Genomic DNA, 26537 nt, shown 5'->3' on the forward strand with positions numbered 1-26537 from the left:
TGGAAGGCCCGACCACCAACGACCCACAACCAGCCGGCCCTCCCCCGTCGACGGGGGTGTGCGCTTTTGTTGGGGGGGGGTCGGGGGTGGCGATTCGGGTTCTCACCCGAATCGCCACTCACGACCACCGGGAGCGAAACGGATCAGCTTGCGGCGAGCCACTTGGACGTGCCGCCACGGCCGGGAACCCAGCAGCCCTTGGCCGCGGTCTCCGGGACGTACAGCGAGCCGGGGGTCCGCTCGTCCGGAAGCGCGAGCAGTGCCGTCAGCACCGTCGCCGCGTCGCCGGCGAACCGCCACAGCCAGACCTCGGGCTCGAGGATGTCCTCCTCGGTCCCGGGCATGCGGGTGGCGACGACGTCGTCCTCGGCGTTGAGCCGGACCACGTCGACCACGTTGTCGTGGACTCGCACGCCGACCACGGCGAGGACCTCGCCGTTCGCGTCGCACGGGTGCACGAACTGGTACCCGCGGTGGATCAGTTCCTGCAGGCCGCTTTCGATATCGGTGATCTCCGCGGTGATGGTGTCACCCGAGGACGTCATCGAATTCGCCGTCCTTGGCACCCGCGAGGAACGCGGCCATCTCGGCCTGGGTGTAGATCAGGGCCGGCCCGGCCGGAAAGCGCGAGTTGCGCATCGCGATCTCGCCGGAAGCGAGCGGCGCCACCTCGACACAGTTGCCGATCGCGTTGCTGTAGCTGGCTTTGCGCCATTGGGCGCCGGTCAGACGATCGGCCGGGATGCCGTTGTCGAACTGTTCAGCCATGGTCCCCACCTTCCCCGACAGAAGACTTCGGGCAATGCATCTGCATGTGCATTTGCCTGTGATCCCAAAGTTAGCACGTGTGGCTGCACGCGGTAAATGCACGTGCAGAAGTTTTTGCAGAATTCGCGGAGGGTGGTGTCTTAAGTCCTCAGCCGTCCCACTAAAGAGTTACGAGCGCAGCCCCTGTTGGGTGAACAACTACCACTTGTGGCCACTTTTTCGAGGACACGCAAGGAAACCTCGGCCGTTCCCGGATACGGCAGGCAGCCCCACAACGGTGAGCGGCTCAGATTTCGGCGCGGCGCTTCATCAGCATCTGGCGGCTGCGGTCCGGCGTCTCCGCGTCGACCGCGAGCATGTCCAGCGCCCGGCTGTACCGCTCGATCTCGTCGCGCTTGTCGATGTAGTGCGCGCCGGTCAGGTACTCGGTGTAGGCGATGTTCGGCAATTCCTCTTCCGCGAACCTGAGCAGCGAGAACGCGCTGTCCGCGGAGTAGCCGCTCCGGTCGTACGGGAGGACCTGCACCGAGATGTTCGGCTGCTGGATCATCTCCAGCAGGTGGTCGATCTGGCCCTTCAGCACCTCGCGGTCGCCGATCGGCCGGTAGAGCACCGACTCGTCGAGCACCAGCCACAACCGCGGCGCGTCCGGCCGCGACAGCATCTTCTGCCGCCGCATCCGCAGCGCGACCCGGCGGTCGACCTGCTCGTTGACCATGTCCTTGCGGCCGTGGCTCATGATCGCCCGCGCGTAGTCCTCGGTCTGCAGCAGACCCGTGACATACAGCGGCTCCCACACCTGGATCCGGGCCGCGGCCTCTTCGAGCCCGACGAGGTCGTTGAACCAGCTCGGCATCAGGTCGCCGTAGCGGCGCCACCAACCCGGCTCGTTCGACTCCTTGACCATGTCGAGGAACTGCTGCCGCTCGCCGGGATCGGTCATCCCGTACATGGTCAGCAGATCGGCGACGTCGCGTTCCTTGAAGCCGACGCGGCCGAGCTCGAGCCTGCTGATCTTCGACTCGGATCCCCGGATGCTGTAGCCGGCCTCCTGGCGTGTGATGCCCGCATCCTCACGCATCCGGCGGAGCTGAGAGCCGAGGATCATCCGTCGCGCGGTGGGACCCAGGGACTGCTCACCGCCAGGCGGGGTGACCGCGTTCATCGACCGGGGACCTTTCGCACGACGACACTCACAGGGGAACAAGCCGATTACTGAAAGTACACGTTTGGGCCTCGACACGACAGGGATGGCTCGGTTTACCGGTCGCGTACGTGGTTCTACTCTACGTAGAGCCCGAGACTTCCGACACAGTTTTGTGAGGTTCAAGATGCCCGACGCCCCGACCCGGACGGAACGAGTGCCCGTGGGTGTCGACCCGACCCGGGCCAGCATCGCCCGGGTGTACGACGCCTTCCTTCTCGGCAAGGACAACTACGAGATCGACCGGGAGGTGCTGCGCAAGGTCCAGCAGGCCGCCCCCGAAGCGCAGGACCTGGCGACCGAGAACCGCGGCTTCCTGATCCGCGCGTGCCGGTTCCTCGCCAGCCAGACGGGCATCACCCAGTTCCTCGACCTCGGATCCGGCCTGCCCACGGCCGAGAACACGCACCAGGTCGTGCAGCGGATCAACCCGGAGATCAAGGTCGTCTACGTCGACAACGACCCGGTCGTACTCGCCCACGGGCGCGCGCTGCTCGAAGAGAACGAGAACACGCACTTCGTCTCGGACGACATCTTCGAGGCGGAGCGGATCATCGAGAACCCGGACATCCGGCGGCACATCGACTTCACGCAGCCGATCGCGTTGCTGCAGCTCGGGACCCTGCACCACTACAACGGGCCGCACGACGAGCCCGCCAAGATCATGAAGAAGTACATCGACGCGCTGCCGTCGGGTTCGTACGTGGCGATCTCGCACTTCTCCGACCCGGAGGACGAGCTGTCCGAGGTCGCCCGCAAGATGGAGGAGTTCTTCATCCACAGCCCGATGGGCTCGGGCACCTTCCGCACCAAGGCCGAGATCGAGGAGCTGTTCCACGACCTCGAGATGGTCGAGCCCGGCGTCCGGCTGTGCGCCGACTGGTGGCCGGACGGCCCCCGGATCAAGGAGCTGAACGTGGCCCAGCGGACGATCTCGGGTGGCATCGGCCGTAAGGCCTGAGACCGCCTTCTGGCTGCGATGAAAGGCCCCTTCATTGCAGATTTCGCAATGAAGGGGCCTTTCATCGCACGCGCGGGCCCGAGGTTCAGAGGCGGACCAGCGGCAGCCAGCGGGCCAGGTCGGCCCTGCTCCCGGAGGCGGTGACCCGCCCCGACTCGACGGCCTCGGCCCAGCCGAGCAGCCCGGCCGCCAGTTCCAGCCACGTGCGCGGATCCGTTTCGACGACGTTCGGCGGCGTCCCGCGGGTATGGCGCAATCCTTCGACACACTGCACAGCCGCGAACGGCGGCACCCGCACTTCGACACTCTTCCCCGGAGCGTCCCCGGCCAGCGTCCGCAGGCTCAGCCGCACCGCCGCGGCCAGCTCGGGACGGGCCGGTTCCGGACCGGATCCGCTCAACCAGGGGGAAATCGCCGCGATCGCGGCTCGTAACTCAGCGGGGTCGACCGAACGCGAAGAGGCCATGGGAGAACAGTAGAGTGAGCGCGAACAAACCTTCAGGCACCCGGAACGTGGGGATGGCGATGGCGCAGCGGGACGAGGCGGATCGGTTGGCGTCCAGCCCGGCGGGCAAGCGGAAACGGGCCAAGCCGAAGATCACCGAAGAGATGCGCGCCAACGCCAGGGCCAACCCCAACAGCTGGCTTTATGTCATCGACGAGGCCTTCGACCCCGACGGCCCGGTGCCGTCCTGGGCGGTCGTCGGCGCGTACCCGGTGAACGGCGGGGGCGAGATCGTCGAGGACTTCCACCCCAACGATCGCTACCGTCCCTCGCCCAAGGCGCTCGGTTTCCCCGAACCGCGCAACGAACTCGAGCAGCTGCTCCAGCTGGTGCGCACGAACCACCGTCCGGCCGCCGACCTGCCGCGGGTCATCCTCGACTCGACGCTGTTCGTCTACGCCCTTTCGCCGGTGCAGCGCACGGTGATCGGCTTCCACAACACCGACGGCAAGGTGCTGGTTCCCGCGTACACGGCGAAGTCGCTGGTGCCGCGCGAATGGCCGCACGCCAGGGCGGTACTGGGCCGGGACATGGTCCCGCTGCTCGCCGGGCACCCCGTGACGATCAATCCCCACGACCGGCTCACCGCGATCATCCCCTCGGAGCACCTCGACAAAGCCCTTTCGGACGAGCGTCGTTAGGGACGATTAACCCACTCGGCCCAATTTATTCAGGCCGAACGCCACTCTTTCGAGTGATGTTCGAGTCGCTGATTCCCTTTCCGCGGGGGATCGTGACGACGTGATGAGTCGCAGAGTGTGTTCAAAAGGCTGGGGGGCCGTCCTCGCGGCGGGGGTTTTGCTGCTCGCGCAGACCCCCGCCGTCGCACGGGAAAGCGGGCCTCGTTACGACGGGGCCGAGGAGCACTACGCCGGTTCACAGATCGCGCTGCACGAAGGCGTCAACGTGTCGGTGGGGCCGCTGTACGGCGGCGAAGCGCAGACGCTCGGCCACGACGTCAGTGGTCATCAGGGCGAGGTCGACTGGCCCGCCGCCGCCCGGACCGGCGCGAAGTTCGTCTATGTGAAGGCGACCGAGGGCACCGGCTTCGTCAATCCCCGGTTCGCCCAGCAGTACAACGGTTCCTACGGCGTCGGCCTGATCCGCGGCGCGTATCACTTCGCTCGCCCCGACATCTCGGACGGCGCCGCGCAGGCGCACTACTTCGTCGACCACGGCGGCGGCTGGTCCAAGGACGGCAAGACCCTGCCGGGCGCGCTGGACGTCGAGTACAACCCGTACGGCGAAACCTGTTACGGCAAGACGCCGGCGCAGATGGTCGCGTGGATGGCGTCGTTCGCCGAGACCTACCTGTGGCGGACCGGGCGGCATCCGGCGATCTACACGTCGACGAGCTGGTGGAAGCGCTGCACCGGGAACAGCGCCGTGTTCTGGCAGAACCCGCTGTGGATCGCGCGCTACAACACGGAGATCGGCGAGCTGCCCGCGAGCTGGAAGACCCACACCATCTGGCAGTTCTCGAACAAGGGCAGCCTGCCCGGCGACCAGAACTGGTTCAACGGCACGGTCGATCGCGTGCGCGCGCTTTCGCTCGGCTGAACACTCACCCGAGTGGGCGTTACAAGATCACATAACCAGGACTACTTGGAAATGAAAATCACCCACGTGTAGTACCAATTTCACGGAAGTTAGTGACAAACCCGGCACTCGTCGTCAACAATCGTGCCCGGACGGCTACCACCTGCAAGGTCGCCGTCCTCAGCGAGGGTTATCCGTGAAGGGATTGTCGTAATGCGCACTTCCCGAAGAATCGCCATCGCCGTCGGCTCCGCGCTGCTCCTGCTCAGCAGCACGGTCCAGGCGTCGGCCGCCCCGTCCCCCGAGATCATGTCGATCGAACAGGATCTCCAGCAGAACGACCACACGATCGGATCGCAGATCCGGCGGGTGGAAGGCGACACCTCCACCCCGGACTCCAAGGCCAAGGCCGCCCAGCCGCAGCCCGAGGCCGGCGTGCTCGCGACGGTCGCGGGGATGGACGTGGCCAGCTATCAGGGCAACGTCGACTGGAACTACTGGTGGAACCAGGGCAAGCGTTTCGTGTGGACGAAGGCCACTGAAGGCACGAGCTACAAGAACCCGTACTTCGCCCAGCAGTACAACGGTTCCTACAACAAGGGCTTCATCCGCGGCGCGTACCACTTCGCCCTGCCGAACGTCTCGAGCGGCGCGGCGCAGGCCGACTTCTTCGTCAACAACGGCGGCGGCTGGTCCAAGGACGGCAAGACCCTGCCGGGCGCGCTGGACATGGAGTACAACCCGTACGGCGCCACCTGCTACGGCCTGAGCCAGTCCGCGATGGGGGCGTGGATCCGGGCGTTCCACGACCGCTACAAGGCACGCACCGGCCGCTGGCCCGTCATCTACACCTCGACGAGCTGGTGGAGCACCTGTGTCGGCACGTCGCAGAACTTCGGTGGCACGGTCCCGCTGTGGATCGCGCGGTACGCGTCCACCGTGGGTGCGCTGCCCTACGGCTGGGGCTACTACACCGTGTGGCAGTACACCTCCAGCCCGCTCGACCAGAACACCTTCAACGGCGCTTATGACCGTTTGCAGGCACTGGCCAACGGCTGAGCTGCGCATTCCGTGAACAAGCGGCTCCCGGCCTCGGCCGGGAGCCGCTTTCGCGCGCCGCTTTCAACGCACGGTACCTTCCGAGCAGAATGCCCTGAAATCCCTGGCACGGGCGGATCCGGAACCAGCGCTGACCGCCGGTCGTCTGATCAGAAGCCTCAGGCCCCAGTACGGAAGGCGAGACCGATGACCTACCCACCCCAGCCAGGCCAGCCCTATGGCCAGGACCCCCAGGGACAGCAGCCGCACCAGGGTGGCTGGGACCAGACCCAGCAGTACGGTCAGCCGCAGCAGTACGGACAGCAGCAGGGCTGGGACCAGACCCAGCAGTACCAGCAGCAGCCGCAGCAGGGCTGGGACCAGACCCAGCAGTACCAGCAGCAGCCCCAGCAGGGCTGGGACCCGAACAACCAGGGCTACCAGCAGGGCTTCGGCGGCCCGCCCGCGCCGCCGTCGAAGAGCAAGACCGGTCTGATCATCGGGATCGTGATCGGGCTGGTCGTGCTGATCGCGTTCGGTGTCACCGGGTTCGTCGCGCCGGGCTTCCTGCTCAGCAAGGACGATGGCGACGGTGCCACCGCCGCGCCGCCGCCCGCGTCGTCGTCCGAGCAGGCGCCGACCTCCGCGCCGAAGAGCAGCCCGAAGTCGAGCTCGCCCAAGAGCAGCCCGAAGAGCACCGAAAGCGGTGGCACGGGCTCCGAAGGCAACCCGAAGGGCATCCAGAACCTGAAGGACTTCCTGGCCAAGGTGAGCGCCGGGGACAAGGCCGGCGCGCTGGCGCTGGTGTGCGCGGACATGAAGGCGACCATGGGCGACTCGATCGATATCATGGCCCCGGCGCCGTCGCAGCTGGAGGTCACCTCGACCGCGGGCATCGGCGACGGGTTCATCACCGGTGACATCGAGGGCACGGTCAAGGGCAAGAAGGTGAGCGGCTCGGGGATCTCCTCGGACGACAACCCGGACAAGTCCTTCTGCGTCCGCAACTTCTTCGTATTCTGAGCGGATGAAGCGGTTTCTCCGCTCCCCCCTGCTCTGGACCTTCGTCGTCTCGCTCGTACTGCTGCTCGCGGTCGGCGGCTGGTTGCTGACGGATCCGGCGACCAGCCGCAGCGAGGCGCTGAAGACCGGCGGCATCGCCGGGGGCGCCATCGTCGCGCTGTACGCGTTGTGGCTCAACGACAGGCGGCGCCGGGTCGAGGAGCGGCGGCAGGAGGTCGAACGGCAGCGGCAGGAACTCGAGTTGCGGCGGGCCGACCAGGACCGGGACCGGATCTCGGACGAACGGTTCGCGAAGGCCGTCGAACTGCTCGGCCACGAGGCCGACCAGGTGCGGGTGGGGGCCCTGCACGCGCTGGCGGGGCTGGCTCGCGGCCGCGAGATCTACAAGCAGACCGTGCTGGACATCCTGTGCTCGTACCTGCGGCGCCCGTTCAAGCATCCGCGGTACCAGGACACGGCGAAACGGGACGGGAACACCGCGCCGGCAGAGGGCTCCGCGGAGGGGGACCAAGAACTCCAGGTGCGGCAGACCGCGCAACGGCTGATCGGGGAACTGCTCCCGGCCGCGGATTCCGAGGGCACGCACGCGTACGACCTCGACCTGACCGGCGCGGTACTGGAGTACTTCGATCTTTCGGAGCGGAAGATCGGCAAGCTGTTGCTCCGCTACGCGGGTTTGTACAGCAGCACCAACCTGTCCGGCTGTGTGTTCCTCGGGCCGGTGTACCTGACGGGCGCGGGCACGAAAGAGGAGAAGCGCATCGGCTTCTTCCGGTGCAGTGAAGCCAGGTTCGAACAGCGGGCGTGGTTCAGCGGGGTCCGGTTCTCCGAGGACGTCGAGTTCCGCGGCACCGTGTTCGCGGGTGAGACGTCCTTCAAGGACAGTGTCTTCGCGAAGGACGCCGTCTTCGCCGACGCCGGGTTCAAGGGGACGCTCGATCTGCGCCGCGCCCGGTTCGAGGGCTTCGGGGATCTGAGCTTCCGTGAGCCGCCCGGCACGGTGTCGCTCTACAACACGTCGGTGGAACCGGCGAGGGACCACGAACTCCCGGCGGGCTGGGCCGTCGAGACCCTGCCGGACGGCCGCTCCCGGCTCACGGTGAAGGAGTGATGAGGCGCCTGTTCAGGTCGCCGCTGCTCTGGACGTTGCTGTCCTCGGTCGTGGTGCTCGTCGGGGTCACCGCCTGGCTGCTCATGGACCGCGCGACCAGCCGCGGCGACGCGCTCAAGACCGGCGCGCTGGCGGGCGGGGCGATCGCCGCGCTCTACGGACTCTGGCTCAACGACCGGCGAAGGCGCACCGAAGAGGACCGGCACGAGATCGAGCGCAGCCGGATCTCCGACGAGCGCTTCGCCAAGTCGATCGAACTGCTGGGCAACGAAGCCGATCAGGTCCGGATCGGGGCGATGCATTCCCTCGCCGGGCTGGCCAGGACGCGTCCGGAGTACCGGCAGACGGTGCTCGACGTGTTGTGCGCCTACCTGCGGCGGCCGTTCGAGCACCCGAGTTTCGATCCTGGCCCCGCATGGGACGACGACAAGGAAAAGCGGGCGGCGGCGGAGCGGGAACGGCTGGTCCGGCGCGCGGCCGAGCGGCTGATCCGCGACATCCTTCCCCACGCCGGGACCACCGGGCCGACGCTTTCGCTCAACCTCAGCGACGCCCGGCTCGACAAGCTGGGGCTGCTCGGCAGGCGGATCGGCTGGTTCGGCGCGGATCGTTGCGAGGTGCTGTCCTATCTCGACCTCACCGACGCTCAGCTTTCCGGGAAGTTCCACCTCAAGAACGCAACCATCCACGGCGCGTTCGAGCTCACGAGGGCGAGGTTCGAACGGAAGGTGTCGCTGGACAACACGGTCGTCGCGAGACCTGTCGACTTCAGTGTGGCGACCTTCGAAGAACCGCCTTCGCTGGAGGGCGCGAAGTTCCCGGCCGGCTCGGTTCTTCCCGAAGAAGGCTGAAGGGCGCCTTCCCCGCATCACATGCGGTGAAGGCGCCCTTCGCTGCGTTCTATGCGGGGAAAGTCCCCTTCAGCTCAGTCGAACAGGGCCGGGAGCGTCTTCTCCCAGGTCTCCCGGAGCTCGTCCAGCGTGAACTCCGTGATGTCCTGGAGTTCGAGCGAGCCCGACTCCGGGTCCACCACACCGGTCTTGCGCCACGGCAGGCCACGCGCGGTCAGCATCTCGGTGAACCGCAGTTCCTCGGTGCGCGGCACGGCGACCAGCACCCGGCCCGCGGACTCGGAGAACAGCTGCACGAACGGGTCCTGCTCCGCGTCGAGGAAGACGCGGGCACCGCACTGTCCGATGAGGACGGTCTCGACGAGCGTCTGGATCAGGCCACCGTCGGAGATGTCGTGCGCGGCGGAGATCATGCCGTCGCGGGAACCGGCGATGAGGATGTCGGCGAGCAGCTTCTCGCGCGCCAGATCCACGCGCGGCGGACGGCCGCCGAGGTGGCCGTGCAGTTCGCGCGCCCAGGCGGAACCGTCCAGCTCGTCGTGGGTCTCGCCCAGCAGCAGCAGGGTTTCCCCGGCCTCGGCGCCGATTCCGGTGGGGATGCGGCGGGTGACGTCGTCGATCACGCCGAGCACGCCGACCACCGGCGTCGGCAGGATGGCCGTGTCACCGGTCTGGTTGAAGAAGCTGACGTTGCCGCCGGTGACCGGGATGCCGAGCTCGACACAGCCGTCGGCGAGACCGTGCACGGCCTGCTCGAACTGCCACATCACGCCAGGGTCGGTCGGCGCGCCGAAGTTCAGGCAGTCCGACACCGCGACCGGCTTCGCGCCACTGGTGGCGACGTTGCGGTACGCCTCGGCCAGCGCGAGCTTCGCGCCCTCGTACGGGTCGAGGTAGACGAACTTGCTGTTGCAGTCGGTCGAGACGGCGACCCCGCGGCCGGTGGACTCGTCGATCCGGATGACACCCGAGTCCGACGGCTGCGCGAGCACGGTGTTGCCGCGCACGTAGCGGTCGTACTGGGAGGTCACCCATTCCTTCGACGCCTGGTTCGGCGACGAGATCAGCTTGAGGATGTCGGCCCGCAGTTCGTCCGAAGTGGACGGACGCGGCAGCTTCGCCGAGGTGTCGGCCCGCAGAGCGTCCTGTGTGGACGGACGCTGGATCGGGCGGTCGTACACCGGGCCCTGGTGCGCCACGGTGTGCGCCGGCACGTCGACGACGACCTCGTCGTTCCAGGTGATGACCAGGTGCTCGCCGTCGGTGACCTCGCCGATGTCGGTGGCGATGACGTCCCACTTCTCGCAGACCTTCATGAAGGCCTCGACGTTCTCCGGCGAGACGACCGCGCACATCCGCTCCTGCGACTCGCTGGAGAGCACCTCCGCCGGGGTCATCCCGGTGGCGCGCAACGGAACCCGATCGAGGTAGATGTGCATACCGCCGTCACCGGCGGCGGCCAGCTCCGACGTCGCGCAGGAAAGCCCGGCACCGCCGAGGTCCTGGATGCCGACGACGAGCTTCTGGGCGAACAGTTCGAGGCAGCACTCGATGAGCACCTTCTCGGTGAAGGGGTCGCCGACCTGCACGCTCGGGAGCTTCTTGCGGCCACCCGAGCTTTCGTCACCCGAGAAGGTGTCGCTCGCGAGAACGGACACGCCGCCGATGCCGTCGAGGCCGGTGCGCGCGCCGAACAGGATGATCTTGTTGCCCTTGCCCGAGGCGAACGCCAGGTGCAGGTCCTCGACGCGCATCGCGCCGACGCACAGGGCGTTGACCAGCGGGTTACCGGAGTAGCTCGGGTCGAACACCAGCTCGCCGCCGATGTTCGGCAGGCCGAGGCAGTTGCCGTAACCGCCGACGCCGGCGACCACGCCGGGCAGCACGCGCCGGGTGTCGGGGGCGTCCGCCGGGCCGAAGCGCAGCGCGTCCGCCACCGCGAGCGGGCGCGCGCCCATCGCCATGATGTCGCGCACGATGCCGCCGACGCCGGTCGCGGCACCCTGGTACGGCTCCACGTAGGACGGGTGGTTGTGGCTCTCGACCTTGAAGGTGACCGCCCAGCCCTCGCCGATGTCGACGACGCCCGCGTTCTCGCCGATGCCGGCGAGCATCTTCTCCTTCATTTCGGGAGTGGCGGTCTCGCCGAAGTAGCGCAGGTGCTTCTTCGAGGACTTGTACGAGCAGTGCTCGCTCCACATCACCGAATACATCGCCAGTTCGGCGTCGGTCGGACGGCGGCCGAGGATCTCCCGGATCCGGGCGTACTCGTCGTCGGCGAGGCCGAGCTCGACGTACGGCTGGGTCAGTTCGGGGGTCGCCTCGGCGCGTTGAGTGGTGTCAACGGTGCTGGTCACGGTGTCCGCATCAGGGTTCGCCACGGCCTTAAGAGTAGGCGAGCGCATGGGGCCGCTCGCGGTCGCCCACGGATAAATCGGTCGCGCCCGCGACGGTGATCCGCTTACCGTCGGCAATCGTGCTTTCCGCCACATATCCGCTTCCGCGACTGCGCCTGCCCGCCAAGCCGACCGCCTGGCGGTACCTGGTCAGGATGATGCTCGCGCGCCCGGGACTGCTCGCCGTCTCGGCGATCAGCGGTGCGCTGTGGTCGCTGCCGATCGCGCTGCTGCCGGTCGCGATCGGCCGGGGCATCGACGCGATCGGCCGCGGCGACGGCGATTCCGTCTGGCTGTGGGGGCTCGCGGCCGCCGGGTTCGGGATCGCGCAGACGATCGCGGGCACGGTGCAGCACTTCGCGTCCTACGGTTGCTGGATCCACGGCGCCGGGGTGACGCAGCGCCTCGCCACCGAACACGCGGCGAAGCTGGGCGCGAATCTGCGGGATACGACCACCACGGGTGACGTGGTCGCGATCACCACCAGCGACATCAACCCGATCGGTGATTCGTTCGAGGTGCTCGGGCGGGCCTTCGGTTCGCTGATCGCGTTCATCGTGTGCGCGACGGCGCTGCTGTCGACGTCCCCGCTGCTCGGCGTGGTCGCGCTGATCGGTGTCCCGCTGGCGGTGGTCGGCATCGGACCGCTGCTGAAGCCGCTGGAGAAGCGTCAGACGAAGCAGCGCGAGGAGAAGACCGACGTCAACGCGCTCGCCGCGGACATCGTCTCCGGCCTGCGGATCCTTCGCGGTGTCGGCGGCGAGAAGCAGTTCCTCGACCGCTTCCGCCGCTCCAGCCAGCGGGTCCGGGCGGCCGGTGTCCAGGTCGGGCGAAGCGAGGCGTGGCTCGCGGCGGCCGAGGTCGCGCTGCCGGGCCTGGTCACGGTGGTCATCACCTGGCTGGGCGCGCAGCTGGCGATCAACGGCACCATCGGCGTCGGCGAGCTGATCACGTTCTACGGCGTCTCGGTGTTCCTGGTGATCCCGGTGACGACGGCGACCGAGTTCGCGGGCGTGCTGAGCGCCGCGCTGGTTTCGGCGCGGAAGGTGTGCAAACTGCTGACCACCGAGCGCACGCTCGCCGAGCCGGAGCACCCGGTGCCGCTGCCCGAAGGCCCGCTGGACCTGTACGACGAGACGTCCGGGATCAAGGCCGAGGCCGGGAAGCTGACCGTCATCGACGTCGGGGCCGACGCCGAAGCGGTGGCATCGCGGATGGCGCGGTTCACCGATCCGAGTGAACCTGCCCTCGTCGGCGGGGTTCCGGTGGACCAGGTCTCCCTCGACGAGCTGCGGCGGCGGGTCGTGTTCGCGCACAACCAGGACATCTGGTTCTCCGGCGTGCTGCGCGAGCAGGTCACCCCCGCCGAGCCCGGCGACGTCGAGATCACCGAAGCGCTGTACGCGGCGGACGCCGAGGACATCGTGGACGCGCTGCCCAACGGCGTCGACGAGGTGATCGGCGAACGCGGACGTGAGGTCTCCGGTGGCCAGCGGCAGCGGCTGAACCTGGCCCGCGCGCTGGCGACCGACGCCGACGTCCTGCTGCTCGACGAGCCGACCTCGGCCGTCGACGCGCATACCGAAGCCCGCATAACCGAACGCGTCGCGAAGCTGCGGCGCGGCAAGACCACCGTCGTGTTCAGCCAGAGTCCACTGTGGACACATGTGGCCGATGCGGTCGTGAGTACGAAAGTGGTCGCCTGAAGACGGAGTCGCACCGCGCCGGTGTCGGCCGGAGGCCTCGCGAATCCGTTGCCGGGCCGCGGGCCCTGTCCACATCGGGGGGTAAGGAAATGACAGCATGAAGAAGCTGCCGCTGGCAGACAAGAAGGACGTTCGACGGTGGATCAAGGAGACCGCGCGGGCCAACAAGCGCGAGTTCTCCGTGATGCTCGGCCTGTTCTGCGTCGCGACCGCGATCGGGCTGGCCGGACCGAGGCTGCTGGGTGCGCTGGTGGACGAGGTCGTCGAGGGTACGACGACCACCACGATCACCTGGCTCGCGGTCGCGTTCGTGGTGGTGCTGGGCGCACAGGCCTGGTTCAAGGGTCTGGCCCGGCTCCGCGCGCGGGTGTTCGGTGAGCGGATCCTGGCGCGCAACCGCGAGGAGTTCGTCGGGAACGCGCTGAACCTGCCGCTGGGGACGGTCGAGGCCGCGGGCACCGGTGACCTGCTCAGCCGGGCGACCACCGACGTCAGCCGCATCGACCACGCGGTGCGGTTCGGCGCGCCGGAGATCCTGATCGCCGCCGTCACGGTGGTGTTCACGGTGGTGGCGATGGTGATCACGTCGCCGTTCCTGGCGCTGGGCCTGCTGGTCGCGCTGCCGCTGCTGGTGCCGGTGAACCTCTGGTACCAGCGGCGGATCCCCGACGTGATGCGGCGGATGCTCGACAAGTGGTCCGAGCTGCAGTCCACCACGCATGAGACGGCGGAGGGCGCGCGGACGGCGGAGGCGCTGAGCCTGACCGGCCGCCGGATCCGGACCGGGCACGACGGCCTCGACGCGTCGATGCTGGGCGAGCGCAAGATCCGGGCGCTGCAGATGCGGTGGATCCCGTCGCTGGAGATCAGCTACGTGCTGCCGGTGCCGGTGATGCTCGGGCTGGGCCTGCTCGCCTACTCGAACGGCTGGGAAGGGCTCGGCACGATCACCGCGATGCTCCTGTACTCGCAGGTCATGACCGGCCCGCTGAACGAGGCGCTGTTCTGGCTCGCGGACATGCAGGTCGCCGGGGCTTCGCTGCGGCGGCTGCTGGGCGTGCGGCCCGCTCCGTCTCCGGCGACGGCCTCGGAGACTCCGCGCGGCCAGGACATCGAGGTCCGCGACGTGCGCTTCGGCTACAACGCGGACCGCGAAGTGCTGCACGGGATCGACCTGCGGGTGCCCGCCGGTGAACGGCTGGCGATCGTCGGCCCGTCCGGTGCCGGCAAGTCGACCCTGGGACGGCTGCTGGCCGGGATGTCGGCGCCGACGTCGGGCTCGGTGCGGATCGGCGGCGCCGAAGTGTCGACGCTGCCGGACGACGTCCTGCGTGGCGAGGTCCTGCTGCTGACGCAGGAGCAGCACGTCTTCGCGGGGACGCTGCGGGACAACCTCACGCTGCCCGCCGGGGACTGGACCGACGACCGGCTGCTGGCCGCGCTGGCCTCGGTCGGCGCCGCGGAGTGGGTGGCGAGCCTGCCGGACGGGCTGGACACGAAGGTCGGGGCCGGGGCGGTCGCCGTCCCGGCGGCGATGGCGCAGCAGCTGGCGCTGGCGCGGGTGGTGCTGGCCGACCCGCACACGCTGGTGCTGGACGAGGCGACGTCGCTGCTGGACACGGGTTCGGCGCGGGAGCTGGAGCGGTCTTTGAGCGCGGTGCTCGAAGGGCGCACGGTGATCGCGATCGCGCACCGGCTGCACACCGCGGCCGCGGCGGACCGGGTCGCCGTCATCGAGGGCGGCCGGGTGACCGAGCTGGGTTCGCACGCGGAGCTGCTGGCCGCCGGTGGCCCCTACTCCGCTCTGGTGGCCGCCGCCTCCTGACGCATTTCGTCCTCTGAATGCGGTGAGCGCATTTAGAGGACGAAATGCGTGGGTGGGTCAGGCGGAGACGAGAGCGTCGACCGCGCTGTAGAACATGCCGAGCCCGTCGTCGGAGGGCCCGGTGAGGGCGTCGATGGCGTGCTCCGGGTGCGGCATGAGCCCGACGACGCGGCCGTTCTCGCTGCGGATCCCGGCGATGTCGTTGCGCGAGCCGTTCGGGTTGCCGCCGACGTAGCGGAACACCACGCGGCCCTCACCCTCGAGCTCGTCGAGGGTGGCCTGCTCGGCGACGAAGCAGCCGTCGATGTTCTTCATCGGGATGAGGATCTCGGCGTCCTTGTCGTACCGGGTGGTCCACGCGGTGTCGTTGTTCTCGACACGCAGCCACTGGTCACGGCAGATGAAGTGCAGGCCCGCGTTGCGGATCATCGCGCCCGGCAGCAGCCCGGCCTCGCACAGGATCTGGAAGCCGTTGCAGATGCCCAGCACCGGCATGCCCTTGTGGGCGGCCTCGATCACCGACGACATCACCGGCGCGAACCGGGCGATGACGCCGGCGCGCAGGTAGTCGCCGTACGAGAAGCCCCCGGGGACGACGACGGCGTCGACACCCTTCAGGTCCTCGTCCGCGTGCCACAGCGGCACGGCTTCGGCTTCGGCGTAGCGGACCGCGCGGGCCGCGTCACCGTCGTCGAGCGTGCCGGGGAACGTGATGACCCCGATGCGGGCGCTCACGCGTCCACCCGCTTGATGGTCCACTGCTCGATGACGGGGTTCGCGAGGAAACCCTCGGCGATCTTTTCGAGCGTCGCGTCGTCGACGGAGTCGTCGACCTCGATCTCGAAGTGCTTGCCCTGACGGATCTCGGCGATCCCGGTGAAGCCGAGACGGCCGGCGGCGCCGAGCGCGGCTTGGCCCTGCGGGTCGAGGATTTCGGGCTTGGGCATGACGTCGACGACGACTCGGGCCACGGCAGGCTGCTCCTTATTCACGCAGGTCGTGGGTACCGCCAGAGCCTACTTCACTACGGTTGCCGCATGACCTACGGGCAGTACACACCGCCGAAGAAGTCGAAGGCCTGGCTCTGGATCACGCTGGCGCTGGTCTTCGTCCTGATCGCGGGCGGTGTCGCGTTCACCGGCTTCGTGACGCCGGGGTTCTTCAAGGCCAAGGCCGACACCACCTCGCGCGCGACGCCGGAGCAGCTGAGCCAGTCCTTCGCGAACGGCGTCGGCGAAGATCGTGTCAGCTCGCTCTGGTGCCCGATCCGCTCGAAGCGGTCCTACACCTTCGAGCAGGTCATGGCCGTCTCCGACGGCGCACAAATTAGCACGCCCGCGCGCCAGCGTGCGCCGCAGGAGTACTCGGCCGCGCTCACGACCGGCGGCCAGACCGTCGGGATCGCGATGATCCCCGGCGAGGGCGGCTGGTGCGTGCGCGACGCCAAGATCGGCGGCGAGCCCGAGCCCTTGCCGGGCATCGAGACGAAGCCGTCGCCGCGGCCCGACGTCAAGACCGGGGAAGAGGCGGGGAACAAGTTCGTCGACGCGATCAACGCGCGCGACATCCCGGCCGCGTTGTCCGTGCTGTGCGAGAAGGTGCCCGACACGACCCGCGACGGCGTGCAGCAGATCATCCACGGCGAGGCGAGGTACACCGTCGACAACGCCGACGTGCTGACCACCGCGAAGCAGACGATCCTGCACCTCACCGGCGAGGTCGACGGCGTCCGGAAGCCCGGCCGGGTCGAGACCGAGGACGATGCCGAGGGCGGCCCCTGCGTGGCTACTTTTTCACCCGACTCGGACTAAGTCCGCACCGATCCTTCGTCTGGGGGAATGCTCGGAGCCGCCACGCTGGGCCAAGATGAGCCTTTTGGCGGGCGTCAAGCCCGGGCGAGCAGCAGGAGGCACCGTGGACGATCAGGATTCCTTCGACTACGTGATCGTCGGCGCGGGCAGCGCGGGATGCGTACTGGCCAACCGGCTGAGCGAGAATCCGTCAGCGCGGGTGCTCCTGCTCGAAGCGGGTGGCGAGGACGACGCCGACGAGATCCACATCCCCGCCGCGTTCCCCCGCCTGTTCAAGACGAAGTGGGACTGGAACTACGAAACGGTCGAGCAGAAGCACACCGGCAAGACGCTGTACTGGCCGCGGGGGAAGGCACTCGGCGGCTGTTCTTCGATCAACGCGATGATCTACATCCGCGGCAACCGCGCGGACTACGACGGCTGGCGTGACGTGCACGGCGCCGAGGGCTGGGGTTTCGACGACGTCCTGCCGTACTTCAAACGGGCGGAGGGGAACCAGCGGCTCGGCGGGCCACTGCACGGCACCGACGGGCCGCTGAACGTCGAGGACCGTCGCTTCACCCACGAGCTGTCCCATGCCTGGGTGGATTCCGCGGTCGCCTGGGGTCTCAACCGCACCGACGACTTCAACGGCGAGTCACAGGAAGGCGCCGGCGTCTACCAAGTGACGTGCAAGAAGGGCAGCCGCTGGTCGACGGCCGACGCCTACCTGCGGCCGGCCTTGTCGCGCCCGAACCTCACGGTCCGGACGCATGCGCAAGCCACCCGCGTCGTCTTCGAAGGCACCCGCGCCGTCGGTGTGTCCTATTTGGACAAAGGCGCCGAGACGACGGTGCGCGCGTCGACCGAGGTCCTGCTGAGCGGAGGTGCGGTGAACTCGCCGCAACTGCTGATGCTTTCCGGGGTCGGCCCTGCGGAGCACCTGCGGGAGCACGGGATCGACGTCGTCGCCGCGCTTCCCGGCGTCGGCGGCAACCTGCACGACCACCCGGCCTGCGGGATCATCTGGTCGACCCGCGGCACCACCGACCTGGTGGACGCGGCGACGCCGGGCGGCCTGCTGCGCTACCAGCTCACCAAACGCGGCCCGCTGACTTCGAACATCGGCGAGGCGGGCGCGTTCTTCCCCGCCGCGGACGGTGTCTCGCCGCCGGACATGCAGATCCACGTCGCGCCGACGTTGTTCTACGACAACGGGATGCGTGAGCCGACGGTGTCGGGCTTCACGTCGGCGGCGACCCTCGTGGACGTCGCGAGCCGGGGACGGCTACGGTTGAAGTCGGGAAATCCGTTGTGGAAGCCCGAAATCGACCCGATGTGCTACGCCGAGTCCGTGGACATGGAGAAGTTGCTCGCCGGGCTGCGCGCCCTGGTGGAGATCGGGAAGTCCGGCCCGCTGGCGCGGTATCTGGACAAGCCGTTCCTGCCGGAGCGGCACGACCTGACCGACGGCGAACTGGCGGACTACGTGCGCGAGAGGACGCAGACGCTGTACCACCCCGTCGGGACCTGCTCGATGGGGACGGGCGAGAACGCCGTGGTCGACCCGTCGCTGAAGGTCCGCGGGGTGGAGGGGCTGCGGGTGGTGGACGCTTCGGTGATGCCCGTGGTGCCTCGCGGGAACACGAACGCGCCAACGATCATGGTGGCGGAGAAGGCCGCGGACCTCATCCGGGGCTCGTGACCGGTCCTTTCACGCCCTCACAAGCGCAATGAAGGGGCCTTTCATAGCAAAATTTGCTATGAAAGGCCCCTTCATTGCACGGGGGGGGTGATGGACAGCTGGCTCAGCGCTTGCCGTGCAGCACCGTAATGAGCTTCGCCACCAGGGCGTCGGTCTTTTCCTTGCGGGAGAACGAGGTCAGCACGATCGGCGCGGTGAACCGCTGCCGCGCGACGGCCTTCGGCCGGGCGAACTCGCGCAGGCCTTCCGGGCCGTGGATCCGGCCGAAGCCCGAGTCGCCGACGCCGCCGAAGGGCAGCGAAGCGATACCGGCGAAGGAAAGCGGTGCGTTGATCGACGTCATGCCGGTGCGCAGCCGACCGGCCAGTTCGAGGCCGCGCGACTTCGAGAACACCGCCGATCCGAGGCCGTACTTCGTGTCGTTGGCCTTCTCGACGGCCTCGTCCATGTCGCGGACCTTGGCGATGGTGACGGTCGGGCCGAACGTCTCCTCCTGGACCGCCAAGGAGTCCTCGGGCACGTCGACGAGCACCGTCGGCTGCACGTAGCGGTCGCCGACCGCGTCGACGCCGCCGACCAGCGCCTTGCCGCCGCGCTCGATGGCGTCCGCGATGTGGCGCTTGATCACCGAAAGCTGCGAAGGCATCGTCACCGGGCCGTACTGCGCGGCCGCGTCCGAGCCGGCCCGCACGTCCTTCGACTTCTCGACGACCTTCGCGACGAACTCGTCGTGCACGCGCTCGTGGACGTACACGCGCTCGATGCCGATGCAGGTCTGGCCCGAATTGGAGAACGCGCCCCAGACGGTCGCGTCGGCGGCGGCCTCGAGATCGGCGTCCGCGTCGACCAGGACCGCGTCCTTGCCGCCGGCCTCGATGATCACCGGTGTCAGCGTCTCGGCGGCCGCGGCCATGATCTTCTTGCCGGTGGCGGTCGAACCGGTGAAGGCGATCTTGTCGACGCCTCCGCTGACGAGCGAAGCGCCGGTCTCGCCGAAGCCGGTGATCAGCTGCAGCACCGGCCACTCCGGGACGACCTCGTTGAACGCGTCGACCAGCCACTTCCCGACACCGGGCGTGTACTCGCTGGGCTTGAAGACGACGGTGTTGCCGGCGGCGAGGGCGTAGGCGATGGAGCCGAGCGGCGTGAAGACGGGGTAGTTCCACGGGCCGATCACGCCCACGACGCCGAGCGGCTGGTACTCGACCGTCGCCGCCTGGTTCGACATGACCAGCCCGACGGCGCGGCGCTGCTTGCCGAGGATCTTGCGCGCGTGCTTGCCCGCCCACGCGATGTGCTCGATGGCGAGGACGCTCTCCAGTTGCGCGTCGGCGATCCGCTTCCCGGTCTCGTCGCGCACGACCTGGCAGAGCTGCGGCAGCCTGCGGGTGATGACGCCCTTCCAGCGGCGAAGGCGTTCGGCGCGGCCGTCGTAGCCGAGCCCGGCCCACCATTCGGCGGCGTCCCTCGCGCGGGCGATGGCGGCGCGGACGTCCTCCTTGGTGTGCACCGGGTAGGTGCCCACGACCTCGTCGGTCGCCGGGCTGAGGGAATCGAAGGTCTCCCCCACGCTGTGCGCGGTCGGCTTCGGCTGGACTGCGGTCATCGACTTCTCCCGTGTCTCGGCTCAAAGCCCAGGCTACGACGTTACTGACGGCGTGCCAATAGCTCGCCTGGGGCGTGCCACCAGCATCGCACAGGAGACGACGGCCGCAAGGACACCGAGAAGCGGGGCCATCCATACCGGCAGTACCCCGATCGCCAGCGAGCCCAGCCCGAAGCCCGACGCCTGCACGGTGAACGCCAGCGAGAACCCCTCCGACCGGCGGCGTTCCGGCAACAGCTTCTGCAGGTTGACCGACGAGACCGCCATCAGCGGACCGGTGCAGAGCCCGATCAGAGCGACCCCGCCGAGCAGCCCGGCCCAGCCGAGGCCCGCCGACACCACGAGCCCGCCGAGCACGAAACCGGCAAGGAACAGCCGCGGATCGCCGAGCTTCCCTCGCGCCGCGTACAGCGCGCTCCCGGCCAGGCTGGCGGCACACAACACGACGATGACGATCGCCGCCGCCGAATCGGGGGCGGCGAGGCGCTGGACGAGTGGCAGCAGCCCGACCTCGATGGTCGACAGCAGGAGCCCGACGGTGAACAGGCCCGCCAGCCAGGGCACGCACGCGGCGACCGGGATCGGCTGCCGCTCGACCGTCCTCTGTGGATCTCGCGGAACGGTCCGCCGCGGCACGAGCAGCGCCGCGAGCAGGGCGACGACGGCCATCGCGAGGACCGGGACGACCGGACCGGACGTCGCCAGGAGCGCCACCAGCAATGGCCCGCCGACGATGACGCCTTCGAGGATCATCGCGTCGATCGAAACGGCCCTCGGCAGTTCCTCTTCGGTCACCGTCCCGGCGAGCAGCGTCCGGAAGCCACCGTTCAAACCGCCCGCGACCAGTCCCGGCGGGATCGCCAGCGCGAGCAGCACCCAGTCCGGCGCTCCGGTCGAAGCGACCGCGGCCAGCAGGAACAGTCCCGCGGCGACCAGCGGAAGCAGCACGACGAGACCGCGTGCGGGTCCGACGCGGTCGAGCAGCCGCCCGGTAGGCACGGCGCCGACCATCTCGGCGGCGACGAACACAGCCATCATGATCCCGCCGAGCCGGTACGAACCGGTCGTCGCGGTGGTCAGCACGGTGAAGGCCAGCGGCGCCATCATGGCGGGCAGCCGGTTCAGCTGGACCCCCGCCGACCAGCGCCAGTACCCGGAATTACGCAGCAACGTCATGCCACGAACACTGCCGAACCCGGCCTGGTCGAACCATTGATTAGGGAATAACCTAATCCGATGATCGAGCTGGTCCTGACCGCGGAGAGCGCCAACCGCGTCCGCTTCGGCATCTCCCCGCTCGACGAGACCATGGGCGCGATGCAGACGCTGCTCGGGCGGCGCGGGCATCCGAGTCACCTGCCGTGGCTGCGCGAGGCCGCCGCGAAACTGCCGGACCTGCCCATCGACGGCTTCGCGAAGGTGATGAGCGCGCGGCACTACATCACCGATTTCCTCAGCCCGCCGCCGAGCGGCCCGGAGACCACCGCGTCCGCCCAGCTCGCCGAAATCCGCCGTACGGCGCCGGAGCAGGTCGCGCGCGAACTGTCCAAAGTAGACACAGACCTGAGCGGATTGCCGGAAGATCCCGCCGAGGCAAGGGATCTGCTGGCGTGCCAGATGGAGATCGCCTGGACCGAACTGGTCGAGCCACATTGGCCCCGGATGCGCCGATTCCTGGTCGCCGACATCGAGGAACGCTCGCGCCGCCTGGCCGCCGGTGGTATCGCGCTGGTCCTCGAGGACATCCACTCGCGTGTGCGGCTCGTCGACGACGTCCTGGTGATCGAAATGAAGGAACGCGGCCGTGTCCACCTCGACCGACGAGGATTGCTGCTGATCCCGGGCGTCTTCGCGTGGCCTTCGGTCGGGGTGATCACGATGGAGCCGTGGCAGCCTTCGCTGCTGTACCCGGCTCGCGGGGTGGCCGAACTCTGGTCGGATCCCGAACGTCCGCCCGATGCGCTCGCCGGAGTGCTCGGCCGGACGAAGGCCGCGCTGCTCACGACGCTCAACGAACCCGCGAGCACCAGCGAACTGGCCCGCAGACTGGGCTTCTCGGCGCCGACGGTCTCGCAGCATCTGACCGCGATGCGCGCGGCGGGCCTGCTCGAAACCCGGCGGCGCGGCCGCGAAGTCCGCTACCGGCGCACCGAACTTGGCGACGCACTGCTCCGGGCATAGGCTGGAATCGAGCTACCGCGAAGGAGAACACCGATGCGTATCGTCCACTTTGGACACGCTTGCACCCTTCTGGAGACCGAGGGCGCGCGGATCCTGATCGACCCCGGCACCTTCTCGGCGGGCTTCGAGGGTGAACGTGAGCTGGACGCCGTCCTGATCACCCACCAGCATTTCGACCACCTCGACATGGACAGGCTCCCCGCGCTGCTGGCGGCGAATCCCGGCGTGCGGCTGATCGTCGATCCGGGTTCCGCCGAAGCGGTGGGGAAGATCGGCGCCGAGTTCCAGATCGCGAACCCCGGTGACGCCTTCGAAATCGGGTCCAGTGGCATCAACGTCGTCGGTGGCGAGCACGCGGTGATCCACGAGGAGATCCCGGTGATCCCGAACGTCGGCTACCTCGTCGACCACGGCGCGTTCTACCACCCCGGCGACTCGTTCTTCGTGCCGGAACAGAAGATCGACGTCCTCGGCCTGCCCACCGGCGCTCCGTGGCTCATGGCCGGCGAGGCGGTCGACTACCTGCGTGCGGTGTCGCCGCGCCTCGCCGTCCCGATCCACGAAGCCGTCCTCTCGCGGCCGCAGATGCACTACGGCCTGTTCGCCAACCTCGCCCCGGAAGGCACCGAGGTGAAGGTGCTCGATGTCGGGGAGCCGGTAAAGATTTAGCCAGCCAGGCGAAGCCTGCCCGTTGAGGGAGGCGGTGGGGCGTGGTCCGGGTTAGGCCCGGTACGCGAGTTTCCGCACCAGGATCTCCGCCGGTCCCCGATACGACCGGCGGTGCATCAGGTAAGCGACGACGACCGTCAGCAGCCACACGCCGAGCCCGCAGGCGGCCGCGACGAACGTGCTGCCGCCCAGTCCCAGCATGAACGGTGGCGCCAGGATCAGCCACGCCAGCGACTGGAACAGATACGCGCTCAGCGTGCGCTGGCCGAGCGCGGAGATCGCGGTGACCACGACACCGCGGCGCTTCTTGCCGACCGCCATGCCGACGAGCCCGAACAAACTGACGTAACCGATCGCGCCGAACAGACCGGCGCCTTCGTACATCAGCTTGGCGAGCCCGGCGGTTCCTTCGTCGAAGCCGACGTAGTCACCGGCGAAAAGGCTCATCGGCAGCGCGCCCGCGATCGCGACGCCGAAACCGCCGAACACGCCGAAGAGGAGCAGCTTCCGGTTCGGCTCCTCCAGCACGCGTTTCTTCGCGGCCCAGGCGCCCACCCAGACGAAGAGGATGGACGACAGCAGGACCGCCGTGGTCATCGGCCATTCGACGAGCCGTTCCCGCACGGCGTCGCCGTAGGTCGGCGCCAAGGACGAGGCGCCCTCGATGGACGGGACCGGCGCGCTCCCGGAGTTCCCGGTGAGCACCAGGTACATCAGCACGGCGAGGTAGCAGACGCCGAACCCCAGGTACACCACCGGTATCCGATAGAAACCCTTGCCACGCTTCAGAAGCAGCAGGGTGAACACCACGCCGATCACACCGTACGCGCCGAGCACGTCGCCGGAGAAGAACAGCACGCCGTCGACGGCGCCGAAAACCAGGAGCCACGCGTGACGACGGAGCAGGACGCCACGCGTCCGCGGCCATGGCTGCCCCAACGCCTCCTGGCGGTCGGCGAACTGCACCATCCCGTAGCCCAGCATCATGCCGAACAGCGGCAGCGCGCACGCGTGGACGAGCAGGAACAGCAGCACGAAGTACGGCCGTTCCAAGCCTTCCGGCGTCTGATCGACGCCCGGCGTGTTGCCGAGGAAGATGCTCGCGGTATGCGCCAGCGCCACGAGCAGGAGCGCGAAACCCCTGGCCAGGTCCGGGGCGAGCACTCGCTCGCTCGTCGGTGTCGATGTCATGGTTCCCCCTTTAGTATCCAACGTACACTAATTAATGTCCGATGGATACTAAAGGCAGGAGAGGTGCGTTGTCAGCTCGGGTCGACGAGCGCGGCGATGCCGTCGAGCACGACGCCGAGACCGAAGTCGAAGTCGGAGTTCTGTTCGGAGTCACCCAGCCCCGAGGTCAGGAAGCCCGCCGCGTCGGGAAAACGTCCGGGGTCGATCAGCTCGGCGAGGCCTTTGCCGTAGGCCTGCTCCGCCTGCGCCTGACTCAGCCCGCTGTCCTTCCTGCCGTCGGCGAGCTGGATGGCCTGCGCGCACGCGAGGCGGACGTAGCCGCCGACCAGCACCAGGACTCCGCCCTTGGTGCCCCAGTCGAGGCCCGTGTCGCGCAGCGTCCGCAGGATCGCGTCCATCCACGCGACCGCGTGCGGCCCGGCAGGAGGGCCGGCGAGCGGCAGCTCGACCAGCCACGGGTGCTTCATCAGGACATCGCGGTTGGCCTCGGCCAACGTGGTCAGCTCGGCTCGCCAATAACCGGCGGGCTCCACCGTCGGCGGATCGCCGATGGCGAAATCGGCCATCAGCTCCAGCAGCTCCGCCTTCGAACCGATGTGGCGGTACAGGGACATCTTCGTGACGCCCAGGTCCTTCGCCACGCTCGCCAGCGTCACGTTCGCGACGCCTTCGCGATCGGCGAGGTCCACCGCGGCCGCCACGACGCTGTCGATGTCGAGTACGGACGGCCTGCCGCGTGTCGGACGCTCCGCTCGCCGCCAGAGCCGCATCAGCGTCGCCGGTGCGTCCCCCTCGTCGGTCATCCCGACAATTTAACCCGCGTTCGCGAGAGCGAGCCGTAGGTGGTTCCGAATGCGCGGTTCTCCAGCGAGACGTCGACGGCGTCGAGGAACGCCTGCCGCAGCCCCGGCCGGGCGAGGTCCGCGGCGTCGATGCCGAGCCGGACGAGCCCGCCGCGGCGCGCGGCCCTGGCGGCGGCCAGCACCAGCGCGAAACACCGGACGGTCTCCGTCCGGTGCGACGGCCCGCCGAACTCCTGCACCCTGGCGCGCTGGACCTGGCCGGACACCAGATCCCGCACCGAGACCAGGTCCGCGCACAGCGTGAACCCGTGCTCGCGCAGGGCCTGCAGAGTGCCCTCGGACGCGATCCAGCGCGGCGGCGCGAACCCGTCGACGGCCATGCCGTTGGCGTCGAGCGCCGCCTTCGCCGCGATGAGCCGCAGCCGCGCCTCGTGCGCGGGAAGAGCCGCGAACTCGGCGCGTTTGCCCAGGTAGACGGCACGATGGGTGGGCGGGACCTGGTGGTCGTAACCGTGCAGGAGGACCGAGTCGCCGTGGGTACGGCGCGTCCGGACCCACTCGGTCACGGGGCCCTCGCCGGTGCGAGCGGCGTAGAGCACCGACAACGGGACCCTGCGCCGGTCGAGCTCGGCCGCGAGATCGGCACAGCGGTGCAACGTCCGGGTGGTCACGCCGGACAGGGAAACCAGCAAACGTGCATCCACCCCGCCAGTGAGCCAGCCCGGGCTTTCGGCGGACTGACGTCGGAGTGAACTCCGCAGGTCAGGCGGGCCAATCCTGCAACGACCGGCCGGTGATGCGTTCGTACGACTCGATGTACCTCGCCCGCGTGGCGGCGACGATGTCCTCGGGCAGGCGCGGTGACCCCGGTCTGTCCCGGCGATGCCAGCCGGACGCGGGACTGGTGAGCCAGTCCCGCAGGGGCTGCTTGTCGAACGACGGCTGCGGGCGGTCCGGCGCGTATCCACCGGCGGGCCAGTAGCGCGAGGAATCCGGGGTCAGGACCTCGTCGGCGAGCACGAGGTTCCCCTCGCGGTCGATGCCGAATTCGAGCTTCGTGTCCGCGAGCAGGATGCCGCGTTCGGCGGCGAACTCCGCGCCGCGGCGATACACCGCCAGCGTCGCCTCGCGGACCTCCTCGGCCAGTTCGCGGCCGAGTTGCCCGACGACGTCGGAGAAGGCGATGTTCTCGTCGTGCGAGCCGTGGTCGGCCTTCGTCGCGGGAGTGAAGATCGGTTCGGGGAGCCGGGACGACTCGGTCAGGCCCGGGGGAAGTTCGACGCCGCAAACCCTGCCGCACGCGCGATAATCGGCGAGACCGGTACCGGTGAGATACCCGCGGGCGACGGCTTCGAGCGGCAGCATCGCCAGCCGCCGCACCAGCAGCGCGCGGCCGCGGACCTCGGCGGGGATGCGTTCGTCTTCGTAGGAGACCAGGTGGTTGGGGAGGACATCGGAGAGCAGGGAGAACCAGAACACGCTCATCGCGGTGAGCACCCGCCCCTTGTCCGGGATGGGCGTGTCGAAGACGACGTCGTAGGCGGAGATCCGATCCGAAGTGACGAGCAGCAGATGCTCGTCATCGACGGCGTAGAGCTCACGGACCTTGCCGGCGGCGATCTTCGGGTATTCGAGCGTCGTCACGGCTGCACCCTAGCGATCAAG

The 26537-nt window shown here is 68.7% G+C and carries 26 protein-coding genes; 13 read left to right on the forward strand and 13 right to left on the reverse strand.

The window, feature by feature from the left end; translation table 11 throughout:
• Nucleotides 1–143: 143 nt before the first annotated feature.
• The 3 genes from AC069H_RS00405 to AC069H_RS00415 all read right to left on the reverse strand — a co-directional run bounded on the left by AC069H_RS00405 (nucleotide 144) and on the right by AC069H_RS00415 (nucleotide 1933).
• Entirely contained in the window at nucleotides 144–545 is a 402-nt protein-coding gene (locus AC069H_RS00405; protein ID WP_478224235.1) for a hypothetical protein, read from the reverse strand.
• Nucleotides 529–768 carry a DUF397 domain-containing protein gene (locus tag AC069H_RS00410; protein ID WP_340686265.1) on the reverse strand — a complete coding sequence of 80 codons (240 nt, stop codon included), beginning with the start codon at nucleotides 766–768 and terminating at the stop codon, nucleotides 529–531. The genes AC069H_RS00405 and AC069H_RS00410 overlap by 17 nt, the downstream gene beginning before the upstream one ends.
• A gap of 286 nt (nucleotides 769–1054) precedes the next feature.
• Complete coding sequence (locus AC069H_RS00415) at nucleotides 1055–1933, reverse strand: helix-turn-helix domain-containing protein (RefSeq protein WP_340686264.1); 879 nt, start codon at nucleotides 1931–1933, stop codon at nucleotides 1055–1057.
• A 202-nt stretch (nucleotides 1934–2135) separates the two neighbouring features.
• On the opposite strand from AC069H_RS00415, the gene AC069H_RS00420 reads away from it, so the two are divergent.
• On the forward strand, nucleotides 2136–2933 hold the full coding sequence (locus tag AC069H_RS00420) for an SAM-dependent methyltransferase (RefSeq protein ID WP_478224462.1): 798 nt from the start codon (nucleotides 2136–2138) through the stop codon (nucleotides 2931–2933).
• A gap of 85 nt (nucleotides 2934–3018) precedes the next feature.
• Here the strand turns inward: AC069H_RS00420 and AC069H_RS00425 are convergent, their stop codons facing one another.
• On the reverse strand, nucleotides 3019–3399 hold the full coding sequence (locus tag AC069H_RS00425; RefSeq protein WP_478224234.1) for a sterol carrier family protein: 381 nt from the start codon (nucleotides 3397–3399) through the stop codon (nucleotides 3019–3021).
• Nucleotides 3400–3452: 53 nt separating this feature from the next.
• Here AC069H_RS00425 and AC069H_RS00430 point away from each other — a divergent pair, with 53 nt between their 5' ends.
• The 6 genes from AC069H_RS00430 (at nucleotide 3453) to AC069H_RS00455 (ending at nucleotide 9000) form a co-directional block, all read left to right on the forward strand.
• The gene (locus AC069H_RS00430) at nucleotides 3453–4079 is read left to right on the forward strand and encodes a type VII secretion system-associated protein (RefSeq protein ID WP_478224461.1); all 627 of its coding nucleotides are present in this window, start codon (nucleotides 3453–3455) and stop codon (nucleotides 4077–4079) included.
• A gap of 103 nt (nucleotides 4080–4182) precedes the next feature.
• Complete coding sequence (locus AC069H_RS00435) at nucleotides 4183–4998, forward strand: lysozyme (RefSeq protein ID WP_478224460.1); 816 nt, start codon at nucleotides 4183–4185, stop codon at nucleotides 4996–4998.
• 192 nt (nucleotides 4999–5190) lie between these two features.
• A complete protein-coding gene (locus tag AC069H_RS00440) occupies nucleotides 5191–6036 on the forward strand; it encodes a lysozyme (RefSeq protein WP_478224233.1) in 846 nt (281 codons plus the stop codon).
• 186 nt (nucleotides 6037–6222) lie between these two features.
• Nucleotides 6223–7038 carry a Twin-arginine translocation protein TatA gene (locus AC069H_RS00445; RefSeq protein WP_478230907.1) on the forward strand — a complete coding sequence of 272 codons (816 nt, stop codon included), beginning with the start codon at nucleotides 6223–6225 and terminating at the stop codon, nucleotides 7036–7038.
• A 4-nt stretch (nucleotides 7039–7042) separates the two neighbouring features.
• Nucleotides 7043–8149 carry a pentapeptide repeat-containing protein gene (locus AC069H_RS00450; RefSeq protein ID WP_478230908.1) on the forward strand — a complete coding sequence of 369 codons (1107 nt, stop codon included), beginning with the start codon at nucleotides 7043–7045 and terminating at the stop codon, nucleotides 8147–8149.
• The gene (locus tag AC069H_RS00455; protein ID WP_478230909.1) at nucleotides 8149–9000 is read left to right on the forward strand and encodes a hypothetical protein; all 852 of its coding nucleotides are present in this window, start codon (nucleotides 8149–8151) and stop codon (nucleotides 8998–9000) included. The genes AC069H_RS00450 and AC069H_RS00455 overlap by 1 nt, the downstream gene beginning before the upstream one ends.
• 74 nt (nucleotides 9001–9074) lie before the next feature.
• Here AC069H_RS00455 and purL read toward each other — a convergent pair whose 3' ends face one another.
• The gene (gene purL, locus AC069H_RS00460) at nucleotides 9075–11357 is read right to left on the reverse strand and encodes a phosphoribosylformylglycinamidine synthase subunit PurL (protein WP_478231391.1); all 2283 of its coding nucleotides are present in this window, start codon (nucleotides 11355–11357) and stop codon (nucleotides 9075–9077) included.
• 119 nt (nucleotides 11358–11476) lie between these two features.
• Between purL and AC069H_RS00465 the strand changes: the two genes are divergently transcribed.
• Nucleotides 11477–13102 carry an ABC transporter ATP-binding protein gene (locus AC069H_RS00465; protein WP_478230910.1) on the forward strand — a complete coding sequence of 542 codons (1626 nt, stop codon included), beginning with the start codon at nucleotides 11477–11479 and terminating at the stop codon, nucleotides 13100–13102.
• A 97-nt stretch (nucleotides 13103–13199) separates the two neighbouring features.
• Nucleotides 13200–14927: an ABC transporter ATP-binding protein gene (locus AC069H_RS00470; RefSeq protein ID WP_478224227.1), complete on the forward strand. Its 1728-nt coding sequence runs from the start codon at nucleotides 13200–13202 to the stop codon at nucleotides 14925–14927.
• A 57-nt stretch (nucleotides 14928–14984) separates the two neighbouring features.
• Here AC069H_RS00470 and purQ read toward each other — a convergent pair whose 3' ends face one another.
• Both purQ and purS read right to left on the reverse strand, forming a co-directional pair.
• On the reverse strand, nucleotides 14985–15662 hold the full coding sequence (gene purQ, locus AC069H_RS00475; protein ID WP_478224226.1) for a phosphoribosylformylglycinamidine synthase subunit PurQ: 678 nt from the start codon (nucleotides 15660–15662) through the stop codon (nucleotides 14985–14987).
• Nucleotides 15659–15898, reverse strand: coding sequence for a phosphoribosylformylglycinamidine synthase subunit PurS (gene purS, locus AC069H_RS00480; RefSeq protein WP_007032538.1), 240 nt, complete (start codon nucleotides 15896–15898; stop codon nucleotides 15659–15661). The genes purQ and purS overlap by 4 nt, the downstream gene beginning before the upstream one ends.
• Nucleotides 15899–15964: 66 nt before the next feature.
• Between purS and AC069H_RS00485 the strand changes: the two genes are divergently transcribed.
• Together AC069H_RS00485 and AC069H_RS00490 are read left to right on the forward strand one after the other, a co-directional pair.
• Entirely contained in the window at nucleotides 15965–16738 is a 774-nt protein-coding gene (locus AC069H_RS00485) for a hypothetical protein (RefSeq protein WP_478230911.1), read from the forward strand.
• 103 nt (nucleotides 16739–16841) lie between these two features.
• The gene (locus AC069H_RS00490) at nucleotides 16842–18422 is read left to right on the forward strand and encodes a GMC family oxidoreductase (RefSeq protein ID WP_478230912.1); all 1581 of its coding nucleotides are present in this window, start codon (nucleotides 16842–16844) and stop codon (nucleotides 18420–18422) included.
• A gap of 103 nt (nucleotides 18423–18525) precedes the next feature.
• Here the strand turns inward: AC069H_RS00490 and AC069H_RS00495 are convergent, their stop codons facing one another.
• The gene (locus AC069H_RS00495; RefSeq protein ID WP_478230913.1) at nucleotides 18526–20028 is read right to left on the reverse strand and encodes an aldehyde dehydrogenase family protein; all 1503 of its coding nucleotides are present in this window, start codon (nucleotides 20026–20028) and stop codon (nucleotides 18526–18528) included.
• A 33-nt stretch (nucleotides 20029–20061) separates the two neighbouring features.
• On the reverse strand, nucleotides 20062–21204 hold the full coding sequence (locus AC069H_RS00500) for an MFS transporter (RefSeq protein ID WP_478230914.1): 1143 nt from the start codon (nucleotides 21202–21204) through the stop codon (nucleotides 20062–20064).
• Between the two features lie 60 nt (nucleotides 21205–21264).
• Between AC069H_RS00500 and AC069H_RS00505 the strand changes: the two genes are divergently transcribed.
• Both AC069H_RS00505 and AC069H_RS00510 read left to right on the forward strand, forming a co-directional pair.
• Complete coding sequence (locus AC069H_RS00505) at nucleotides 21265–22209, forward strand: ArsR/SmtB family transcription factor (protein WP_478230915.1); 945 nt, start codon at nucleotides 21265–21267, stop codon at nucleotides 22207–22209.
• A gap of 33 nt (nucleotides 22210–22242) precedes the next feature.
• Nucleotides 22243–22878, forward strand: a complete 636-nt coding sequence (locus AC069H_RS00510) for an MBL fold metallo-hydrolase (RefSeq protein ID WP_478230916.1) — start codon at nucleotides 22243–22245, stop codon at nucleotides 22876–22878.
• 51 nt (nucleotides 22879–22929) lie between these two features.
• Here AC069H_RS00510 and AC069H_RS00515 read toward each other — a convergent pair whose 3' ends face one another.
• From AC069H_RS00515 to AC069H_RS00530, 4 genes are all read right to left on the reverse strand, one after another.
• Nucleotides 22930–24069, reverse strand: coding sequence for a DUF418 domain-containing protein (locus tag AC069H_RS00515; RefSeq protein ID WP_478230917.1), 1140 nt, complete (start codon nucleotides 24067–24069; stop codon nucleotides 22930–22932).
• Between the two features lie 71 nt (nucleotides 24070–24140).
• Nucleotides 24141–24872, reverse strand: coding sequence for a TetR/AcrR family transcriptional regulator (locus AC069H_RS00520; RefSeq protein ID WP_478230918.1), 732 nt, complete (start codon nucleotides 24870–24872; stop codon nucleotides 24141–24143).
• Nucleotides 24869–25576, reverse strand: coding sequence for a DUF2334 domain-containing protein (locus tag AC069H_RS00525; RefSeq protein ID WP_465531173.1), 708 nt, complete (start codon nucleotides 25574–25576; stop codon nucleotides 24869–24871). Before AC069H_RS00525 ends, AC069H_RS00520 begins: the two co-directional genes overlap by 4 nt.
• Nucleotides 25577–25634: 58 nt before the next feature.
• The gene (locus AC069H_RS00530; protein WP_478224216.1) at nucleotides 25635–26516 is read right to left on the reverse strand and encodes a phosphoribosylaminoimidazolesuccinocarboxamide synthase; all 882 of its coding nucleotides are present in this window, start codon (nucleotides 26514–26516) and stop codon (nucleotides 25635–25637) included.
• Nucleotides 26517–26537 lie beyond the last annotated feature (21 nt).

The organism is Amycolatopsis sp. NPDC043887 (genome assembly GCF_056435665.1).

Bases quoted from the DNA above. Each gene is read 5' to 3' on its own strand.
- AC069H_RS00405 (WP_478224235.1), bottom strand. From the start codon at position 545: ATGACGTCCTCGGGTGACACCATCACCGCGGAGATCACCGATATCGAA.
- AC069H_RS00410 (WP_340686265.1), bottom strand. From the start codon at position 768: ATGGCTGAACAGTTCGACAACGGCATCCCGGCCGATCGTCTGACCGGC.
- AC069H_RS00415 (WP_340686264.1), bottom strand. From the start codon at position 1,933: ATGAACGCGGTCACCCCGCCTGGCGGTGAGCAGTCCCTGGGTCCCACC.
- AC069H_RS00425 (WP_478224234.1), bottom strand. From the start codon at position 3,399: ATGGCCTCTTCGCGTTCGGTCGACCCCGCTGAGTTACGAGCCGCGATC.
- AC069H_RS00430 (WP_478224461.1), top strand. From the start codon at position 3,453: ATGGCGATGGCGCAGCGGGACGAGGCGGATCGGTTGGCGTCCAGCCCG.
- AC069H_RS00435 (WP_478224460.1), top strand. From the start codon at position 4,183: ATGAGTCGCAGAGTGTGTTCAAAAGGCTGGGGGGCCGTCCTCGCGGCG.
- AC069H_RS00440 (WP_478224233.1), top strand. From the start codon at position 5,191: ATGCGCACTTCCCGAAGAATCGCCATCGCCGTCGGCTCCGCGCTGCTC.
- AC069H_RS00445 (WP_478230907.1), top strand. From the start codon at position 6,223: ATGACCTACCCACCCCAGCCAGGCCAGCCCTATGGCCAGGACCCCCAG.
- AC069H_RS00450 (WP_478230908.1), top strand. From the start codon at position 7,043: ATGAAGCGGTTTCTCCGCTCCCCCCTGCTCTGGACCTTCGTCGTCTCG.
- AC069H_RS00455 (WP_478230909.1), top strand. From the start codon at position 8,149: ATGAGGCGCCTGTTCAGGTCGCCGCTGCTCTGGACGTTGCTGTCCTCG.
- AC069H_RS00470 (WP_478224227.1), top strand. From the start codon at position 13,200: ATGAAGAAGCTGCCGCTGGCAGACAAGAAGGACGTTCGACGGTGGATC.
- AC069H_RS00485 (WP_478230911.1), top strand. From the start codon at position 15,965: ATGACCTACGGGCAGTACACACCGCCGAAGAAGTCGAAGGCCTGGCTC.
- AC069H_RS00495 (WP_478230913.1), bottom strand. From the start codon at position 20,028: ATGACCGCAGTCCAGCCGAAGCCGACCGCGCACAGCGTGGGGGAGACC.
- AC069H_RS00500 (WP_478230914.1), bottom strand. From the start codon at position 21,204: ATGACGTTGCTGCGTAATTCCGGGTACTGGCGCTGGTCGGCGGGGGTC.
- AC069H_RS00505 (WP_478230915.1), top strand. From the start codon at position 21,265: ATGATCGAGCTGGTCCTGACCGCGGAGAGCGCCAACCGCGTCCGCTTC.
- AC069H_RS00510 (WP_478230916.1), top strand. From the start codon at position 22,243: ATGCGTATCGTCCACTTTGGACACGCTTGCACCCTTCTGGAGACCGAG.
- AC069H_RS00515 (WP_478230917.1), bottom strand. From the start codon at position 24,069: ATGACATCGACACCGACGAGCGAGCGAGTGCTCGCCCCGGACCTGGCC.
- AC069H_RS00520 (WP_478230918.1), bottom strand. From the start codon at position 24,872: ATGACCGACGAGGGGGACGCACCGGCGACGCTGATGCGGCTCTGGCGG.